Origin of the sequence: Pseudonocardia spirodelae (assembly GCF_037727765.1) — a bacterium.
In the GTDB taxonomy this organism is placed as follows: domain Bacteria; phylum Actinomycetota; class Actinomycetes; order Mycobacteriales; family Pseudonocardiaceae; genus Pseudonocardia; species Pseudonocardia spirodelae.
Map to the genome: position 1 here is coordinate 111,826 of NZ_JBBJUP010000004.1, position 17,378 is coordinate 129,203.

Genomic DNA, 17,378 nt, shown 5'->3' on the forward strand with positions numbered 1-17,378 from the left:
GCCCGGAGGCCCGGTCGCCCTCGCGCCCGAAGTGTCTTTTTCGTCCCGACACGCCGGGACCCGACCGCGACTTCACCGAACCTCCGTACAGTTGCCCCCGGAGAACCGGTTCGTCGCCTGGCGCCGGCTGCGCTCTCCGCGTGTCGTACCCGAACTGTGGAGCGTGCCCGTGTCGTCCATGCGGCCCCCTGTGGGAGCGCCGTCGCTGACCCGCCGAACCCGGATCCTGCTGGTCGCCGCGGGCGTCCTCGTAGTGCTTCTGCTCGGTGGCTCCCGGCTGCTGAACTTCTACGTCGACTACCTCTGGTTCGGCGAGGTCGGGTTCCGGAGCGTCCAGCTCACCCGGCTGTTCACCCAGATCGTGCTGTTCGGGGTCGTCGCCCTGGTGGTCGGCGGCCTGGTCGCGCTGACGCTGTGGCTGGCCTACCGGTACCGGCCGGTGTTCGTGCCGGTCTCGGGCCCCGAGGACCCGGTCGCCCGGTACCGCACCACGATCATCCAGCGGCTGCGGCTGTTCGCCGTCGGCGTGCCGGTCGCGATCGGGCTCGTCGCGGGGCTCGCGGCGCCGACCCAGTGGCAGACCGTGCAGATGTTCCTGCACGGCGTCCCGTTCGGCCGGGTCGACCCGGAGTTCGGCAACGACATCGGCTTCTACGCCTTCACGCTGCCGTTCCTGCGGATGACGCTGAACTGGCTGTTCGTCGCGGTCGCGATCTGCTTCGTGCTGGCGCTGGTGACCCACTACATCTTCGGCGGCATCCGGCTGTCGGGCCGCTCCGGCTTCGTCTCCACCGCGGCGCGCGCCCAGCTCGCCGTCCTGGCCGGGGTGTTCGTGCTGCTCAAGGCGGTCGCCTACTGGTTCGACCGCTACGACCTGCTGTGGTCCAACCGCAACGCCCAGACGTTCTACGGCGCCACCTACACCGACCTCAACGCGGTGCTCCCGGCCAAGCTCATCCTGCTGGTCATCGCGGTCATCTGCGCGCTGGCGTTCTTCGTCGCGGCGTTCCGGCAGAACCTGCAGATCCCGGCCGTCGCCGTGGTCATGCTGGTCGTCTCCTCGATCCTGGTCGGCACGGCGTTCCCGCTGGTGCTGCAGCAGTTCGTCGTCGCGCCGAACGCGAACGTCAACGAGGCGCCGTCGATCGAACGCAACATCGCCGCGACCCGCGACGCGTTCGGCATCGGGCCCGACACGGTGAAGGTCGTCCCGTACGCCGGGACGTCCGAGGCGACCCCGGCCCAGGTGCGGGCCGACACCAGCACCATCCCGAACATCCGCCTGCTCGACCCCGGCAAGCTGAACCGCACGTTCACCCAGCTGCAGCAGCGGCGGAACTTCTACGGGTTCACCCCGAACCTGGACATCGACCGCTACACCGTCCGCGGCGAGACCCAGGACTACGTCGTGGCCGCCCGCGAGATGGACGCCAACGCCCTCGCCGGCAACCAGCAGGACTGGATCAACCGGCACCTGGTCTACACGCACGGCAACGGCTTCGTCGCCGCGCCGGCCAACCAGGTCAACGAGGCGCTGGAGGACGCGGGCGGGGCCGGCGGCCTGCCGAACTTCCGGGTGTCGGACACCCAGGCGCAGAACTTCGTCCCGCTGCAGCAGCCGCGCATCTACTACGGCGAGCTGCTCGACAACCAGTACTCGATCGTCGGCGCCCAGCCGGGCACCGCACCGCGCGAGTACGACACCGACGAGGCGCAGTACACCTACACCGGCGCGGGCGGCGTGCCGATCGGCGGCCTGTTCGACCGGACCGTCTTCGCGCTGGCCTACGGCGAGCGGAACATCCTGTTCAACCAGGAGATCAACGCCGACTCGAAGATCATGTACGTCCGGAACCCGCGGGACCGGGTCCAGGCCGTCGCCCCGTGGCTGACCCTGGACAACGACCCGTACCCGGCCGTCGTCGACGGGCGCGTGCAGTGGATCGTCGACGGCTACACGACGCTGCAGGACTACCCCTACGCCGAGCGGGTGCAGCTGGGCGACGCGACCAGCGACTCCCGGCTCGGGCCGAACGGCCAGCAGCTGCCGAACGACACCGTCAGCTACCTGCGCAACTCGGTCAAGGCCACCGTCGACGCCTACGACGGCACGGTGAAGCTCTACGCCTTCGACGAGGCCGACCCGGTCCTGCAGACCTGGTCGGCGGCGTTCCCGGGCACCGTGCTGCCCCGCTCGGCGATCTCCCCGGAGCTGCAGGCGCACCTGCGCTACCCCGAGGACCAGTTCAAGGTGCAGCGTGAGCTGCTGACCCGCTACCACGTCGACGACCCGGGCGAGTTCTTCTCCACCGTGTCGTTCTGGGACGTGCCGTCCGACCCGACGGTGCAGGGCAGCGGCGGCACCCAGGACGCGCAGCCGCCGTACTACCTCTACGCCGGGCTGCCCGGCCAGCAGGGCGCGTCCTTCCAGCTCACCAGCGCCCTGGTGAGCCTGCGCCGCCAGTTCCTGGCCTCCTACGTCTCGGCGAGCTCGGACCCGGCGACCTACGGTCAGATCACGGTGCTGCAGCTGCCGAACGACACCCAGACGCTCGGCCCGCAGCAGGTCCAGACGCAGTTCCTCGGCTCGCCCGAGGTGTCGCAGGAGCTGAACCTGCTGCGCCAGAACCAGACCACGATCGACTACGGCAACCTGCTCACCCTCCCGGTGGCCGGTGGCCTGCTCTACGTCGAACCGGTCTACATCGAGCGGGCGGGCGGCGAGTCGTCCTACCCGCAGCTGGCCCGCGTGCTGGTCAGCTACGGCGGCCAGGTCGGCTACTCCGCCAGCCTGTCCGACGCGCTGAACCAGGTGTTCGGCGCCGGTGCGGGCGACGCGGCCGGTGCCGCGGCGCCCACGAACGGCCAGACGCCGACGCCGACCCAGCCGGCCCAGGGCGGCAACGGGCAGGCCAACCCGGCTGCTCCGAACGCCGCGCAGGCCAGCGCCGCGCAGCAGATCCGCCAGGCGCTGAACGACCTCAAGGCCGCCCAGCAGGCCGGTGACTTCGCCAAGCAGGGCGACGCGCTGGCCGAGCTGGACCGCGCGGTCTCGGCGTTCCAGAGCGCGGGAGGCTGACCCGCGCACCGGGCCGGACCCCCCTGCGGGCGGGCCCGGCCCGGTGTGTAGGGTTGCTCCTGCAACAGACGGGATGCAGTCGGTCCCGTCCGGCGCGGGGTGGAGCAGCTCGGTAGCTCGCTGGGCTCATAACCCAGAGGTCGCAGGTTCGAATCCTGCCCCCGCTACCACGCACGAAGGCCCCCGGGATCTCCCGGGGGCCTTCGTCATGCGGCCGTCATGCGGCGGGGACGTAGGTGTTCACGACCACGCCGGAGCCGTAGGGCACCGAGGACTCCAGGTGCAGGTCGCGAGGCCGGTAGCCGTCGGCGTCGTCGAACAGGGGGCGTCCCGCGCCCAGCACGACCGGGTTCACCTTGAGCACCAGGCGGTCGATCTCGCCGGCCAGCGCGGTCGCGAGCCGCCCGCCGCCGCACAGCCAGATGCCGGCCCCCGGCCGCCGCTTCAGCTCGCGCACGAGGTCCACGGGGTCGCACCCGGTCAGGGTGACGCCGGCGGGCACCGCACCGGCCTCGCGGCTGCGCGAGAACACGTACTGCTCCAGGTGCGGGTACGGGTCGGCGGTGACGTGCAGCCCCGCGGCGTAGGTGTTCCAGCCCATCAGCACGGTGTCGAACCGGGACCGGTCGGCCGTCAGGCCCAGCATCTCCAGCCCGACCGCGGGGATCGTGTCGGTCCACTCGCGCAGGATCATGTCGATGTGGTCGCCGGACTGCGCGAAGGCGTCGAACGTGCCGTCCGGGGCCGCGATGCGGCCGTCGAGCGACACCGCGACGTAGTAGACGAGCTCACGCACGGGCGCCTCCGGGATCTCGGATGAAGTACGACGGCTGTCGTGGTCGGAAAACTACAACAGGCGTCGTGGTTCGTCTAGGGTGGCCCCATGGCGCGCAACGACGACCGCAGGCACGGGCTGGCCGACGCCGGACTCGCCGTCCTGGCCAGGGAGGGTGCGCGCGGGCTCACCCACCGGGCGCTGGACCGCGAGGCCGGGGTCCCGACGGGCACCGCGTCGAACTACTTCCGCAGCCGGACCGAGCTCGTGCGGGCGCTCGCCGACCGGATCGGGCAGCGCCTGGCCCCGGACCCGGACACCGTGGCCCGGCTGCGCGAGGGCCCCGGCGGGACCGCCGGGTTCGCACGGCACGTCCGGGACATCGTGCGGCGGCTCACCGCCGAGCCGGAGGTGACGCTCGCGCTGTTCGAGCTGCGCCTGGAGGCCGCGCGGCGGCCGGAGGTGGCCGAGGTCGTGGGGGAGTGGCTGCGCGCCGGTTTCGCCGCCGACGTGGCCTACAACGAGGCCGCCGGCCTGCCCGGCGGCGCGCCGGAGATCGCGCTGTTCCACTACGCCGTCGACGGGCTGCTGCTCGACCGCCTGACGCTCTCGATCGACCCCGCCACCCCGGCCGGGGACGTCGTGGACGCGCTCGTCGCCGGGCTGCTGGGCCGGGAGGGTCAGGACGCGGGCGCGACCTCCAGCACCCGGTAGCCCTTCTCCGACACCAGCCGGGTCGCCGGGAAGCCCTGCTCGTCGCTCAGCCAGCGCGCCAGCGAGTCCGAGCCGAGGTTCTTGGCCACGACCAGGTACGCCCGCCCGCCGGGCATCAGCCGCGGCAGCCAGCGCAGCAGCAGCTCGTGCAGGGCGGCCTTCCCGGAGCGGATCGGGGGGTTGGAGTAGATGCCGGCGAACGTCACGTCGCCGGGCACGTCCTCGGGGCGGCAGGCGATCACGTTGCCCAGCCCGGCCGCGTCGGCGTTCTCCCGGGTCAGGCCCAGGGCGCGCTCGTTGAGGTCCACCGCCCACACCGGCAGCCGACGCCGGCGCGCGGCCAGGGTCAGCGCGATCGGGCCGTAGCCGCAGCCGACGTCGAGCAGCGGGCCGCGCACCGGCGGCATGGGCGCGGCGTCGAGCAGCACCTTCGTCCCGCGGTCGAGCCGGGTGTGCGAGAAGACGCCGGTGTCGGTGGCCAGCGTCAGGTCCGCACCGGACGTGTGCAGGCGCACCGACCCGCGGCGGCTGGCGACGGAGGGGCTGGCGCTGAAGTAGTGGTCACCCACGCCCGGGAATGCTACGGCGGGGACACTGGACCCATGACGACCCCGCTGGACGTGCCCATCCGCGACGAGCCGATCCGCATCGGCCAGTTCCTCAAGCTCGCCGGGCTCGCCGAGGACGGCGGGCACGCCCGGGAGATGCTCGAGGCCAACGAGGTCACGGTCAACGGCGCGCCCGAGCACAGGCGCGGCGCGCAGCTGCTCCGCGGCGACGTCGTCACCGTGGCCGGGCGGAGCGTCCGCCCGGCCTGAGGGTCACCAGCCGAGCTGGTCGAACGCCCGGGCGAGGTCCGGGGCGAGGGTCTCGGCGTAGGTGGCGGTGAGGTGGTTGTCGTCCATGTAGACCAGGACGTTGCCGACCTCGCTGCTGCAGGTCACCGGGTCGCAGATGCCGTTCGCCAGGTCGGCGAACACGACGTTGTGCGGCACGCCCGGCACCGTGGTCCACGGCGGGACCGGCTGGTAGAGCGTCGAGCGGTCGACCCCGCACTCGGGGGCACCGCGGCCCGCGGTCGCCACGCAGTCGACGACGTCGAACTCGAAGCGCGGGTTGTCCCGCACCGCGACGACCGGGATGCCGGCCTCGTCGAGGCGCTGCCAGGCCTGCACGAAGCCCTCCGGGGTCTGCTCGTGCAGACCGGGGCGCACGTCGCGGGAGGCCAGGGTCAGGACCGCGTCGGGGTGCATCTCGACGAGCTCGTCGTGGACGGCGGCGTTCCAGTCGGTGCAGCCCTGGTCGTCCGGCGCGGTCTCCGAGCGCACCGACATCGGGCAGGCGCCGCGGAACATGCTCACCATCGCCCAGTTGCGCTGCTCGGCGACGACCGCGAGCGTCGCCGCGTACTGCTGGGCGTGCGAGTCGCCGACGACCGCGACGGTGCGCTCGGAGCTCTCCGGGTGCGGGGCGGGGACGCGGCAGACCTCGAGCTCGGCGCCGTGCGTGGACGGCATGCAGTCCCAGCTCGTGCGGCGGTAGCTCCAGTCGTCGGGCGCCTGCACCAGCGACGGCGTCAGCTCGGCGTCGGCCGGGTCGAGCGAGACCGGGTCGAACTGCGGCGACAGCGCCCCGGCCCCCGGGTGCGTCGGCGACCCGGCCAGGACGGGCGAGGCCGTCCGTGCGACGGTGAGGCCGTACCAGGAGCCCGCCGCGACCAGCACCACCAGCGCGAGCACCAGCCCGGTGCGCAGGGCGCGGGCCACACCGAGCGCGGCGACCCGCTGCTCGACGAACCGGTGGGTGAGCCACGCCAGCACCAGCGACGCGGCGATCACGGCCGCGCCCTGCTCCAGGTCGAGGCGGTCCCGGCCGGTGGAGACCAGCGTGAGCACCAGGATCGGCCAGTGCCACAGGTACAGCGGGAAGGACAGGTCGCCGATCGTGCGCAGCACCCGTCCGGACAGCAGCCGGTCCACGCCCAGCCGGTGCCCCGACCGGCCCGCCACCAGCACCATCGACGCGGCGAGGGTGGGCCACAGCGCCGCCCAGCCCGGGAAGGCGCGGTCGACCTGCAGCAGCAGGCCGCAGGACACCAGCGCGACCACCCCGGCCCAGCCGAGCACCGCCCGGGCGCCGGCGGTCAGCTCCGGGCGGTCCTCGATCCGTGAGATCCACAGCGCGAGCAGCCCGCCCAGCGCGAACTCCCAGATCCGGGTCGCGGAGTGGAAGTAGGCCAGCGGCTGGTTCACCAGCGTCAGGTACACGGAGTAGACGAACGAGGCGCCGCCGAGGGCCAGCAGCGTCCCGGTGAGCCTGCGGTGCAGGTCGGCGCGGTCGCGGCGGGCGGCGATCGCGACGCCGGCGACGACCAGCGGGGCGAGCAGGTAGAACTGGCCCTGGATCGACAGCGACCAGAAGTGCTGCACGATGCTGGCCGCGTCGTCACGGGCCGCGTAGTCGACGGAGTTGTGCGCGAGCTCCCAGTTCTGCAGGAACAGCAGCGACGCGACCGTCTCCCGGACGGTGGGCAGCCACCGGTTCTCCGGCAGCAGCAGGTACCCGGCGAGCACGCCGGCGACGAGGACCACGGTGATCGCGGGCAGCAGCCGGGCGAACTGGCGCCGCCAGGTCGCGAGCACGTCCACCCCGCCGCGCAGCGCCGCGCGGTACAGCCCGCCGACGATGAGGAACCCGGTGATCAGGAAGAAGACGTCGACGCCGCCGGACACCCGTCCGACCCAGACGTGGTAGACGACGACGAGCAGCACGGCCAGGGCGCGCAGGCCCTGCAGCTCGGGACGGAACCGGGAGCGCGTACCGCCGTCCGCGGAGGTGGCGGGACGGGCGGACGGTGCTCCACCGGGATACGTCACGAGCGGCAGCTCCTCTCGGGTGCGGCGTGGGTAAAGAAGACTTTACGATTCACCGGGTGCAACGACGACGGCGGCCGCCGGGTTCCCCCGGCGGCCGCCGTCTGGTAGCAGGATCGTACTCAGTAGCCGATGTATCCACCGTGCGAGCCGACCCGGCCACCGGCGTCGAGCGTGTCGATGCCGTAGCGGTCGATCATGTAGCGGACGCCCGCGGTGATGTTCGCGATCGGGTCGGTGATGTCCCGGTCGGCGAAGTCGGGGTGCACGTAGGCCCGGAACGTCGAGGGGATGACCTGCATCAGGCCCTCGGACGGGTTGCCGGCCGCGGCGTTGGAGTCCCAGTTGTTGATGGCGTCGGGGTTGCCGTTGGACTCCTTGAGGATGATCTGCTTCAGCCCGGTCGCGTACGACTGGGACATCCCCATGTGGTCCAGGGCCTCGGCGATCCAGCCGTCCAGGCCGCCCTTGGCGACGATCGCGTCGATGCGCGCCTTCTCGGCCTGGCGCGCCTTCTCGGCGGCCGCGGCCTTCGCGTGCTCCTCGGCGATCTTCGTCGCGATCTCGCGGGCCTTGCCCATCGAGGCGAGGTCGGCGTCGCGGGCCGGCGCCGCGGACTGCAGCGCGCCGGTCGCGGTGCCGCCACCGGCGAAGGAGACCGGGCTGAAGAAGCCGCTGGCCGAGCCGTCGGCGGCCTTCTTCGCCGAGGGGATGTCCGCGGAGTACGCGGCCAGCGTCGTGGCGGCGGCGGTGCCGCCCTCCTCGGCGTCGGCCTGCGTCGACGTCCCGTCCAGGGTGGTCGGGACGATCGCGGCGAACGCGCCGGAGGCGAGCACGCCGAACGCGGCGCCGGTCGCGGCGGTCCGCGTGCCGGCACGGCGCGCGGCGTGCGCGGGGCCGTCCGGCCGGGGGGAGCGGACGGAGGGGGCAGCGGCCGTCGCTGCGGGTGCGGTCGCCACGGGTCGGGGGAACACGTGGCGGCCACCGGGGGAGCGGTGTCCGGGCAAGGGAACGCCTTTCAGATCACGGACGGCGCGCGGTGCACGAGCGGCCGGGTCGGGGGTCCCGGGGAGCCGGTCGGGGAGTCCGGCTCCGGCCCGCTCGAGATCGGGCCGTGATGACTTGGAAGAACCGTAGAGGGCCCGGCCACGGGGGTCCAGCCCCGGGGTCGTCGGTCGCCGCGCGGGACGCACCGTTCACCTGGTCCGCGATCTTGAGAGTGCCTACCGGGCAACCCGGTGGACGGTGCGGATCGTCCGACGGACGGTGATCATCGCAGGTGGCGGACGCGCGACGAACGGCGCGATACTGGACCCGGCTTCAGGTTCCGGACAGCCGGGCCGGTGCGGGGAACGGGGGACGGGGATGGACGCGAGCGACCTGCTCACCATCGGCGAGATCGTCGAGCGCAGCGGGTTCCCGCACTCGGCGCTGCGCTACTACGAGCGCGAGGGGCTGATCTCCGCGACCCGGACCTCGGGCAACCAGCGCCGCTACCGGCGCAGTGTGCTGCGCCGCCTCGCGTTCGTCCGGGCCGCCCGCTCGATCGGCATCGGGCTCGACGAGGTCCGGGCGGCCCTGGACGCGCTGCCCGCCGACCGCACCCCGACCCGCGCGGACTGGGCGCGGCTGTCGCGGTCCTGGCGCGGCCGGCTCGACGAGCAGATCCAGGCGCTGACCGCGTTGCGCGACGGCCTGGACGGCTGCATCGGCTGCGGCTGCCTGTCGATGACGACGTGCCGGCTGGTCAACCCCGGCGACGCCGCGGCCGCCCAGGGCGACGGCGCGCGGGTGCTGCCCCCCGCGCTGCGCCGGCCCCCGGTGCACGGCCGGTGAACTCCCGGCCGTGACCGCTGCCGGGGCGCCCGGGCCTGCCTAACCTGGAGCCGTGACCGATCTCGTGCCGGACCGCTGGTTGACCGTCGACGGCCTCGCCAACGCCCGTGACGTCGGGGGGCTGCCGCTGGAGGGCGGCGGCCGGGTGCGCCCCCGGGTGCTGCTGCGCACCGAGTCCCTGGAGGGGCTGGGGGAGGCCGCCGTCGCCCACCTCACCGGGGAGCTGGCCGTCGCGCAGGCACTGGACCTGCGCACCGACCACGAGCGCACGACCTACGGCCTCGGGGCGCTCGCCGAGGCCGGGATCCCGGTGCACCGGCTCAGCTTCATCCCCGAGACCGGCATCGCGCTGCCCGAGGTGGACCTGGACGACCCCCACCCGATGCTGCTGCACTACCTGGCCTACCTGGAGGACGGCCGGGACAACGTGGTCGACGGCGTGCGGCGCATCGCGGGCCTGGAGTCCGGCGCGACCCTTGTGCACTGCGCCGCGGGCAAGGACCGCACCGGCGTGCTCGTCGCACTGGTGTGCTCGGTGGCGGGCGTGCCGCGCGAGCAGATCGCCGAGGACTACGCGCTGTCGGCCACCCGGATCGACGCGCTGTTCACGAAGTGGACGACCGCGTCCGGCGAGCCGATGCCCCCGGCCGAGGAGATCGACCGGCACCGGCCGCGCGCCGAGGTGATGGCGGAGTTCCTGCGCCTGCTCGACGAGCGCCACGGCGGCCCGGTCGGGTGGCTGCGCTCCCACGGCGTCACCGACGACGAGCTGGCCCGCCTGCGGGCGCGGCTGCGCGAGCAGGACTAGGGGAGCTCCTCGATCGGCACCATCGGGTCGAGCTTGCGCAGGGCGCCCGGGTCACCGGTCACCGCGGGCCAGCCCCGCCGCCGCGCCGCGGTGACCACCTGGCCGAGGACGATGTCGTCGAGCCCCTGGGAGGCGAGCAGCAGCCCGGCCTCCTGGGCGCTCTCCGGCGAGAGCTCGTGGATCACCGTGTTGGGCAGCCCGAGCAGCACCTGCAGGGCCGAGTGGTGCTCGGCGTCCACCATCGACCAGGCACGGCCGAGGGCGGTGCTGGGCACCGCGAGCACGATGTTCTCCTCCACCGCGGCCCAGACCAGCGCGCGCATGTAGACGGGGCGGCCGGTCGCGAAGGCCGCCAGTGCCGAGGAGTCGAGTACGCGTCCGCCGATCATCGCGGGGCTCAGCCGACGGCCACGGGCGGGACCGGGCGCAGCGAGCGTCGCGCCGCGTCCAGCTCGTCGGCCGGCGGGGGGCCGCCGTAGAGGTCGGCCAGCGTGGCGAGCGAACGGTCCCGGTCCTGGCGGGCCTTCACGGCCTCCGCCACGTACGCGGACAGGCTCGCCGCCGATCCGCGGGACACCGCGTCCCGTGCCTCTGCCACCAGCTCCGCCGGCAGCGTGACCGTCACCCGCTCGCTGCGCATACCGCGAGGGTACTCCCTGCATACCGCCGCGGACCACGCGACGTGCCGGGTCGGGCAGGTTACCGGCGGGTATGGAAAGCTCCGGGCCGGGACAGTGCCGACCTCACAGCAGAACGGGTGTTCTCCATGGACCTGACCTTCAGCCCGGCCGAGGAGGAGTTCCGCACGGAGCTGCGCTCCTGGCTCTCGGCCCACATCCCCGAGGAGTGGACCCGCACCGGGTTCTGGGAGTCCCTCGACGACGACGAGAGCTTCCGGCTGCGCCGCGACTGGGAGCGCGACAAGGCCGACGCCGGGTTCGCCGGCATCCAGTGGCCGACCGAGTACGGCGGCCGCGGCGGCACCCCCGGCATGAAGGCCATCTACGACGAGGAGATGGTCCGGGCCCAGGCGCCGCGCACCGTCAACCCGCTCGGGCTGACCTTCCTCGCCCCGACCGTCATGGCGATCGGCACCGACGCCCAGAAGAAGGACATCATCGGCCCGCTGCTGCGCAACGAGGTCGTGTGGTGCCAGGGCTTCTCCGAGCCCGGCGCCGGGTCCGACCTCGCCGCGCTGTCCACCAAGGGCGTGCGCGACGGCGACGACTTCGTCGTCAACGGGCAGAAGGTGTGGACCACCAACGCGGTGCACGGCGACAAGATCTTCACCATGGTCCGCACCGAGGCCGGGTCGGAGAAGCACCGCGGCATCTCGATGCTGCTGATCGACATGGACCAGCCCGGCGTCACCGCGCGCCCGCTGCGCCAGATGAGCGGCGCCAGCGAGTTCGGCGAGGTCTTCTTCGACGACGCCCGCGTCCCCGCCGCCGACTGCCTCGGCGAGATCGGCGACGGCTGGCGCACCGCGATGCTGCTGCTGTCCTTCGAGCGCGGCGCCTCGGGCATCTCGCAGTACACCGAGTTCCGCCGCCAGTACGACGAGATCGCCGCCGTCGCGCGACGGCTGGGCCGCGACACCGACCCGGTGATCCGCGACGACCTCGCCCGCGTCCTGGTCGAGCTGGAGTGCCTCAGGCTGCACTCGATGCACGTGCTCACCCAGGTCGAGCAGGGCCGCGACCTCGGCTTCGAGGCGTCGATGACCAAGCTGCAGTGGTCCGAGGCCTTCCAGGACCTCTGGGAGGTCTACGACCGGATCCTCGGCGAGGACGCCACCCTCGACGCGCTGCCCGACGGCACCGACCTGCGCCCGCTGCACGGGCAGGCCATGTGGTCGCGGTCGGTCACCATCTGGGGCGGCTCGTCGCAGGTCCAGCGCAACGTCACCGCCGAGCGCGTGCTCGGCCTGCCGCGGTAAGGGGAGCTCGGCACATGTTCTTCGCACTCACCTCCGACCAGCAGGAGTTCGGCGCCGCGGTGCGCGACTACCTGGCCGAGCGGTTCGACCTGGCCGCGGTCCGCACCGTCGTCGAGGACCCGTCCTCCGACGGCAACCCGGAGTCGCTGTGGCGCGCCGCGGGGGAGCAGGGCTGGACCGCGGTCACCGTCGGCGAGCAGCACGACGGGCTCGGGCTCGGCCTCGTCGAGGCCCAGGTGATCGCCCGCGCGCTCGGCGCCGGCGTCGCCCCGGGGCCGTGGCGCGGCACCGTGCTGGCCGCCGAGGCGATCCGGCTCGCCGGCTCCGAGGAGCAGCAGGCGGCCTGGCTGCCGAAGCTCGCCGCCGGCGAGGCCGTCGGCGGCCTCACCACCCGCGGCAGCGCCGCGTCCGGGCTGCCGGTCGTGGAGTACGGGGCGATCGCCGACGTCGTCGTCGCGCCCACCGAGGACGGTCTGCCCGGGCTGTCGCTGGTCACCGGCGCGTCCTCGACGCCGGTCGGCAGCTACGACGGCACCACCCGGCTCGCGTCGCTGACCGGCGGGACCGCCGAGGCGCTGCCGGGGATCACCGTCGACCTGCAGCGCCACCTCGTCGACCGGGCCACGGTGCTCGTCGCCGCCGACCTCGTCGGCATCGCCCGGGAGGCGCTGAGCCGCACCGTCGCCTACGACCGCGAGCGCACCCAGTTCGGGGTGCCGGTCGGCTCGTTCCAGGCGCTCAAGCACGCGATGGCCGACCTGCACGTCGGGGTCACCATGGCCGAGCACGCCGCGCTCTACGCCGCGCACGCGCTGGACGCCGGGCTCGACGGCGCCGAGCTCGCCGTCGCCGTCGCCAAGGCCAAGTGCAGCGACGTCGCGCTGCAGGCGACCGCGGCGATGATCCAGTTCCACGGCGGGATCGGCTACACCTGGGAGCACGAGGCGCACTTCTTCTACAAGCGCGCCAAGCGGCTCGCCGGCCAGTACGGCGACGTCGCCGTCTCGCGGGAGCGGATCGCGTCGCTGACGCTCGCCCCCTGAGCCGACCCGCCGGGCCCGCGCGAGGCCACAGTGCACGCCGTCTGCTCAGGGCGGACGTGCGCTGTGGACTCGCGCACCGGCCCGGGACGTGGGACCGTCGGACGATGGCCCCCGTCACACCGGTCAACGCCACCGCCGCCGCCCTGCTCGGACTGCTCCACGGCGGACCGATGACGGGCGGGCAGCTGGTGGCGACGGCCGGCGAGCGGTTCGGGCTGTTCTTCTCCGTGACCCGCAGCCAGGTCTACCGGGAGCTGCCGGCGCTGACCGAGGAGGGCCTGCTGCGGCTGGGCAAGCAGGGCCCGCGGGCCAGCCAGCAGTACGTGATCACCGCCGCCGGCAAGCGGTCCTTCAAGTACTGGCTGGCCACCGGCGGCGACGCCGACGCCGTCCGCAGCCCGCTGGTGCTGCGCCTGCTGCACGCCGGGACGCTGACGGTCAAGCAGCGCACCGAGCTGCTGCGCTCCGCCCGCGAGGCCTACACCGAGCGGCTCGCCGCGGCCCGCGCCGCCGCCCGCGCGAACGAGGACCCCTACGGCCGCCCGGTGGCCGACTTCGCCGTCGCCCACACCCGGGCGATGATCAAGCTGATCGACGCGGTCCCCGAGGACTGAACCGGGTCGCGCCCCGCGTACCCTCGACCGTTGTGAACTCCGACGTCCAGGCCGACCTGAAGGACCTCGACACCACGCTGTCCAGCATCGAGGCCGTCGCCGACGTGCCCCGGCTGCGTCAGGAGATCGAGGAGCTCTCCGAGCAGGCGGGCCGGCCGGACCTCTGGGACGACGTCGAGGCCGCCCAGCAGATCACCAGCCGGCTGGCCTACGCCCAGGGCGACCTGCGCCGGCTCGACGACCTGCGCCGCCGTCTCGACGACGTGCCCGTGCTCTACGAGCTCGCCGAGGACGAGGGCGACCAGTCCGCGATCGCCGACGCCGACGCCGAGCGCGCCAAGCTGCGCACCGAGATCTCCTCGCTGGAGGTCCGCACCCTGCTGTCGGGCGAGTACGACGAGCGCGAGGCACTGGTGACCATCCGGTCCGAGGCCGGCGGCATCGACGCCGCGGACTTCGCCGAGATGCTGCTGCGGATGTACCTGCGCTGGGCCGAGCGCCACGGCTACGGCACCGACGTCTACGAGACGTCCTACGCCGAGGAGGCCGGGATCAAGTCGGCCACCTTCGCCGTCCACGCGCCCTACGCCTTCGGGACGCTGTCGGTCGAGGCGGGCACCCACCGGCTGGTCCGGATCTCGCCGTTCGACAACCAGGGCCGCCGCCAGACCTCGTTCGCCGGGGTCGAGGTCGCGCCGGTCGTCGAGACCTCCGACCACATCGAGATCGACGAGAAGGACCTGCGCGTCGACGTGTTCCGCGCGTCCGGCCCCGGCGGCCAGGGCGTCAACACGACCGACTCCGCGGTCCGGCTGACCCACATCCCGTCCGGGATCGTGGTGGCCTGCCAGAACGAGCGCTCCCAGCTGCAGAACAAGGCCTCCGCGATGGCCGTGCTGCAGGCCAAGCTGCTGGAGAGGCGCCGCCAGGAGGAGCGCGAGCTGCGCGACTCGTTCAAGGAGGCCGGGTCCTCCTGGGGCAACCAGATGCGCAACTACGTGCTGCACCCGTACCAGCTGGTGAAGGACCTGCGCACCGAGCACGAGGAGGGCAACCCCTCCCAGGTGCTCGACGGGCAGATCGACGAGTTCATCGAGGCCGGCATCCGCTGGCGCAAGCAGACCGAATCGGACTCGTGACCCGCGTGCTGCGGGCCGTCGCGGGCGGCGCGCTGGCCGTGCTCGCGCTGGCCGGGTGCACCACCGGCACCCCGGCCCCCGGCGCGGACGGTGCCCCGGCCGCCGCCACCGCCCCGTCGGCGCAGGACGCCGTGGCCGCGGCGGGCCGCGCGCTCGCCGACGCCGGCTCGGCCCGGGTCGACGTCGAGCTGGACTCGGTCACGGGCCCGGTGCGGGCCTCGGGCCCGGTCCGCTTCGCCCCGTTCGCCGCGGACCTCACCGTCGCGCTCGGCACCCGCGGTGCCCGGGTACGGGTGCTGGAGGACCGCGCCTGGGTCCGCTTCGGCGGGAGCGACCGCTGGCAGCCGCTGTCCACGGGGCTCCTCCCGGTCGGGGCCGTCGGCGGGATGCTGCACGCGGCGCCCGGGCTGCGCGACGTCGTCGCCGCACCGGGCACGACCGAGGTCGGCGGGATCGCGGCGACGACGGCCACCGGATCGGTCGACCTCGCCGCCGCGCGGGCGGGCGCGCCGGACCCGGCGGTCGCGGCCCACCTCGACGAGCTCGCGGGCCTGGTCTCGCCGGCGCCCCGCGTCACGGCGTGGCTCGGCGCCCCCGACGCCGCTCCGGCCGACCGCGGGCGGCTGCTGCGCCTGCGCCTGGAGCCGCAGGCCCCGCCCACCGGGACGCAGAGCGCCGGCGCGGCCGTACCGGGCGCGATCACGGTCTCCTTCGCCGACCCCGGGCTGCCGGTGGAGGTCACCGCCCCCTGACCCCGCGTCGCGGGCCGCGCCGCCGGGGACGGCTCAGCGGGGCGCGGTCGCCCCGCGGGTCAGTGCGGCGAGCGACACGGCGGAGAGCGTGGCCGCGGTCAGCATGGTCACGGCCATCGCCGTCGCGCTCGACCCGACCAGCGGGGAGACCAGCGCGCCGAGCCCGAACTGCGTCGCCCCCAGCAGCGCCGAGCCCGTCCCGGCGCGGTCGCGGACCTCGCCGGTCGCCAGCGCCGCGCTGTTGCCCATCACGAAGCCCAGCGTGGCCAGCGTCGTGAACAGCAGGACCAGCACCGGCCAGCGGGCGGCCCCCAGCAGCACGACGAGCAGCAGGGCCGCGCACCACACCACCAGGCCGCCGACGGCCGTCACGAGCTGGCGCCGGGGGGCGACCCGCACGGCGAGGCGGCTGCTGGCGATGTTGCCCAGGACCAGACCGGCCGCGTTCGTGCCGAACGCGAGCGCGTACTGCGTGGTCGTGAGCCCGAGCGTCTGCTGCAGCACGAACGGCGACCCGGAGATGTAGGCGAACATCATCGAGAACGACGTGGCGAAGGTCAGCACGTAGCCGACGTAGCGGCGGCGCCGGAGCAGCTCGCCCACGTCGGCGACGGTGCGCCGCAGCCCGCCGGCGGACCGCGCCGACGTCGGCAGCGTCTCGTGCACCACCAGCAGCGAGGACACCAGCATCAGCAGCGCCAGGCCCGCCAGCACGACGAAGATCCCGCGCCAGCCGACGAGCCCGCCCAGCGAGCTGCCGATCACCGGGGCGACGACCGGCGCGATCCCGTTGATCGCCATCATCAGCGAGAACAGCTGCGCGGTGCGGGCACCGGTGGTCCGGTCGGAGATCATCGCGCGGCTGAGCACCAGCCCGGCCGCACCGCCGAAGCCCTGCAGGAACCGGGCGAGCACGAGCACCGCGGTCGTCGGGGCGACCGCGCTCGCCAGGCACGCGACGAACAGCAGGACGGTCCCGGCGAGCACCAGCCGTCGCCGGCCCCAGCTGTCGGAGAGCGGCCCGATCACCAGCTGGCCGACGGCCAGCCCGACCAGGAACGCGGTCAGCGTCAGCTGGGTCGCCGACGCCGTCGCCCCCAGCTCGGTGGCGACGGTGGGCAGCACCGGCAGGTACATGTCCGTCGCGAGCGGCGCGACCGCGGTCAGCAGGGCGAGCACGCTGATCCACAGGCCGTCCGGCACGCCGCGCCGGGTCGTGGTGCTGCGCCCGCTGTCCACGGTCATGGTGCTCCCCTCGAAGTCACCTATGAAGATATATATGAACCGTGGAGTAGTATCGCCGCTGTGACGGAGGTCAACGGGCCCGCCGAGTGGGTGGAGCTGGTCGGGTCGGTGCACGACCTGTCCCGGGTGCTGCGGGCGGCGGGTGAGCGTGCCGTCGGCCTCGACGCCATCACCGGCTCCGAGCACGAGGTGCTGCGCTGGGTCTCGGCGCGGCCCGGGCAGACCGTCTCCGCCGTCGCGCGCGGGCTGGGCCTGCAGCCCAGCAACGTCTCGACGACCGTCCGGTCGCTGGTCGGGCGCGACCTCGTCGAGCGCCGGACCGACCCCGCCGACGGCCGGCGCGCCCTGCTGCACCCCACGGCCCGGGCGCAGCGCCACGGCGAGCTGCTCGCCGCGGCGTGGTCACGGGAGATCCGGCGGGCGCTCGGCGAGCTCACCGGCGCCGACGCCGACGCCCTGCGCGCCGCGGTCCCGGCGCTGCGCCGCCTCGCCGGGGCGCTCGACCCGGCGCGGGACCCGGTCACCGCCGGTCCGGCCTGACGGGCGTGTCGTCACGGCCCG

18 protein-coding genes and 1 tRNA gene are annotated in these 17,378 nt (G+C 73.9%); 12 read left to right on the top strand and 7 right to left on the bottom strand.

Annotated features, from left to right (window positions below; translation table 11 throughout):
- The first annotated feature begins 178 nt into the window (after positions 1 to 178).
- Positions 179 to 3,079, top strand: coding sequence for a UPF0182 family protein (locus WJX68_RS06145; protein WP_340286880.1), 2,901 nt, complete (start codon positions 179 to 181; stop codon positions 3,077 to 3,079).
- Positions 3,080 to 3,172: 93 nt separating this feature from the next.
- Positions 3,173 to 3,249, top strand: a tRNA-Met gene (locus tag WJX68_RS06150).
- A gap of 47 nt (positions 3,250 to 3,296) precedes the next feature.
- On the opposite strand, the gene WJX68_RS06155 is transcribed toward WJX68_RS06150, so the two are convergent.
- Positions 3,297 to 3,875, bottom strand: coding sequence for a dihydrofolate reductase family protein (locus WJX68_RS06155; protein ID WP_340286882.1), 579 nt, complete (start codon positions 3,873 to 3,875; stop codon positions 3,297 to 3,299).
- An 87-nt stretch (positions 3,876 to 3,962) separates the two neighbouring features.
- Here WJX68_RS06155 and WJX68_RS06160 point away from each other — a divergent pair, with 87 nt between their 5' ends.
- On the top strand, positions 3,963 to 4,568 hold the full coding sequence (locus WJX68_RS06160) for a TetR/AcrR family transcriptional regulator (RefSeq protein WP_340286884.1): 606 nt from the start codon (positions 3,963 to 3,965) through the stop codon (positions 4,566 to 4,568).
- On the opposite strand, the gene WJX68_RS06165 is transcribed toward WJX68_RS06160, so the two are convergent.
- Positions 4,535 to 5,137, bottom strand: coding sequence for a class I SAM-dependent methyltransferase (locus WJX68_RS06165; RefSeq protein WP_340286886.1), 603 nt, complete (start codon positions 5,135 to 5,137; stop codon positions 4,535 to 4,537). The genes WJX68_RS06160 and WJX68_RS06165 overlap by 34 nt on opposite strands.
- A 33-nt stretch (positions 5,138 to 5,170) precedes the next feature.
- On the opposite strand from WJX68_RS06165, the gene WJX68_RS06170 reads away from it, so the two are divergent.
- Positions 5,171 to 5,386 (top strand): RNA-binding S4 domain-containing protein, encoded by a 216-nt coding sequence (locus WJX68_RS06170; protein WP_340286888.1) that lies wholly within the window; start codon positions 5,171 to 5,173, stop codon positions 5,384 to 5,386.
- Positions 5,387 to 5,389: 3 nt separating this feature from the next.
- On the opposite strand, the gene WJX68_RS06175 is transcribed toward WJX68_RS06170, so the two are convergent.
- Positions 5,390 to 7,444 (bottom strand): acyltransferase family protein, encoded by a 2,055-nt coding sequence (locus WJX68_RS06175; RefSeq protein ID WP_340286890.1) that lies wholly within the window; start codon positions 7,442 to 7,444, stop codon positions 5,390 to 5,392.
- 119 nt (positions 7,445 to 7,563) lie between these two features.
- The gene (locus WJX68_RS06180) at positions 7,564 to 8,400 is read right to left on the bottom strand and encodes a transglycosylase SLT domain-containing protein (protein WP_340286892.1); all 837 of its coding nucleotides are present in this window, start codon (positions 8,398 to 8,400) and stop codon (positions 7,564 to 7,566) included.
- Positions 8,401 to 8,806: 406 nt separating this feature from the next.
- Between WJX68_RS06180 and soxR the strand changes: the two genes are divergently transcribed.
- Positions 8,807 to 9,277, top strand: a complete 471-nt coding sequence (gene soxR / locus WJX68_RS06185) for a redox-sensitive transcriptional activator SoxR (RefSeq protein WP_340286894.1) — start codon at positions 8,807 to 8,809, stop codon at positions 9,275 to 9,277.
- Between the two features lie 52 nt (positions 9,278 to 9,329).
- Positions 9,330 to 10,085: a tyrosine-protein phosphatase gene (locus tag WJX68_RS06190; RefSeq protein ID WP_340286896.1), complete on the top strand. Its 756-nt coding sequence runs from the start codon at positions 9,330 to 9,332 to the stop codon at positions 10,083 to 10,085.
- On the opposite strand, the gene WJX68_RS06195 is transcribed toward WJX68_RS06190, so the two are convergent.
- Both WJX68_RS06195 and WJX68_RS06200 read right to left on the bottom strand, forming a co-directional pair.
- Positions 10,082 to 10,474: a hypothetical protein gene (locus WJX68_RS06195; protein WP_340286898.1), complete on the bottom strand. Its 393-nt coding sequence runs from the start codon at positions 10,472 to 10,474 to the stop codon at positions 10,082 to 10,084. The genes WJX68_RS06190 and WJX68_RS06195 overlap by 4 nt on opposite strands.
- An 8-nt stretch (positions 10,475 to 10,482) precedes the next feature.
- Positions 10,483 to 10,725 (bottom strand): ribbon-helix-helix domain-containing protein, encoded by a 243-nt coding sequence (locus WJX68_RS06200; protein WP_340286899.1) that lies wholly within the window; start codon positions 10,723 to 10,725, stop codon positions 10,483 to 10,485.
- Between the two features lie 126 nt (positions 10,726 to 10,851).
- Here WJX68_RS06200 and WJX68_RS06205 point away from each other — a divergent pair, with 126 nt between their 5' ends.
- The 5 genes from WJX68_RS06205 (at position 10,852) to WJX68_RS06225 (ending at position 15,572) form a co-directional block, all read left to right on the top strand.
- Positions 10,852 to 12,024 carry an acyl-CoA dehydrogenase family protein gene (locus WJX68_RS06205; RefSeq protein WP_340286901.1) on the top strand — a complete coding sequence of 391 codons (1,173 nt, stop codon included), beginning with the start codon at positions 10,852 to 10,854 and terminating at the stop codon, positions 12,022 to 12,024.
- A gap of 14 nt (positions 12,025 to 12,038) precedes the next feature.
- Positions 12,039 to 13,067, top strand: coding sequence for an acyl-CoA dehydrogenase family protein (locus WJX68_RS06210; RefSeq protein ID WP_340286903.1), 1,029 nt, complete (start codon positions 12,039 to 12,041; stop codon positions 13,065 to 13,067).
- Between the two features lie 104 nt (positions 13,068 to 13,171).
- Entirely contained in the window at positions 13,172 to 13,681 is a 510-nt protein-coding gene (locus WJX68_RS06215) for a PadR family transcriptional regulator (RefSeq protein ID WP_340286904.1), read from the top strand.
- Between the two features lie 32 nt (positions 13,682 to 13,713).
- The gene (prfB, locus tag WJX68_RS06220; protein ID WP_340286906.1) at positions 13,714 to 14,820 is read left to right on the top strand and encodes a peptide chain release factor 2; all 1,107 of its coding nucleotides are present in this window, start codon (positions 13,714 to 13,716) and stop codon (positions 14,818 to 14,820) included.
- A complete protein-coding gene (locus WJX68_RS06225; protein WP_340286908.1) occupies positions 14,817 to 15,572 on the top strand; it encodes a hypothetical protein in 756 nt (251 codons plus the stop codon). Before prfB ends, WJX68_RS06225 begins: the two co-directional genes overlap by 4 nt.
- Before the next feature lie 33 nt (positions 15,573 to 15,605).
- On the opposite strand, the gene WJX68_RS06230 is transcribed toward WJX68_RS06225, so the two are convergent.
- Positions 15,606 to 16,817, bottom strand: coding sequence for a multidrug effflux MFS transporter (locus WJX68_RS06230; protein WP_340286910.1), 1,212 nt, complete (start codon positions 16,815 to 16,817; stop codon positions 15,606 to 15,608).
- A gap of 60 nt (positions 16,818 to 16,877) precedes the next feature.
- Here WJX68_RS06230 and WJX68_RS06235 point away from each other — a divergent pair, with 60 nt between their 5' ends.
- Positions 16,878 to 17,357, top strand: a complete 480-nt coding sequence (locus WJX68_RS06235) for a MarR family winged helix-turn-helix transcriptional regulator (RefSeq protein WP_340286912.1) — start codon at positions 16,878 to 16,880, stop codon at positions 17,355 to 17,357.
- The last annotated feature ends 21 nt before the right edge of the window (positions 17,358 to 17,378 follow it).

Bases quoted from the DNA above. Each gene is read 5' to 3' on its own strand.
- WJX68_RS06205 (WP_340286901.1), top strand. From the start codon at position 10,852: ATGGACCTGACCTTCAGCCCGGCCGAGGAGGAGTTCCGCACGGAGCTG.
- WJX68_RS06200 (WP_340286899.1), bottom strand. From the start codon at position 10,725: ATGCGCAGCGAGCGGGTGACGGTCACGCTGCCGGCGGAGCTGGTGGCA.
- WJX68_RS06145 (WP_340286880.1), top strand. From the start codon at position 179: ATGCGGCCCCCTGTGGGAGCGCCGTCGCTGACCCGCCGAACCCGGATC.
- WJX68_RS06195 (WP_340286898.1), bottom strand. From the start codon at position 10,474: ATGATCGGCGGACGCGTACTCGACTCCTCGGCACTGGCGGCCTTCGCG.
- WJX68_RS06170 (WP_340286888.1), top strand. From the start codon at position 5,171: ATGACGACCCCGCTGGACGTGCCCATCCGCGACGAGCCGATCCGCATC.
- WJX68_RS06215 (WP_340286904.1), top strand. From the start codon at position 13,172: ATGGCCCCCGTCACACCGGTCAACGCCACCGCCGCCGCCCTGCTCGGA.
- WJX68_RS06230 (WP_340286910.1), bottom strand. From the start codon at position 16,817: ATGACCGTGGACAGCGGGCGCAGCACCACGACCCGGCGCGGCGTGCCG.
- soxR (WP_340286894.1), top strand. From the start codon at position 8,807: ATGGACGCGAGCGACCTGCTCACCATCGGCGAGATCGTCGAGCGCAGC.
- WJX68_RS06210 (WP_340286903.1), top strand. From the start codon at position 12,039: ATGTTCTTCGCACTCACCTCCGACCAGCAGGAGTTCGGCGCCGCGGTG.
- WJX68_RS06160 (WP_340286884.1), top strand. From the start codon at position 3,963: ATGGCGCGCAACGACGACCGCAGGCACGGGCTGGCCGACGCCGGACTC.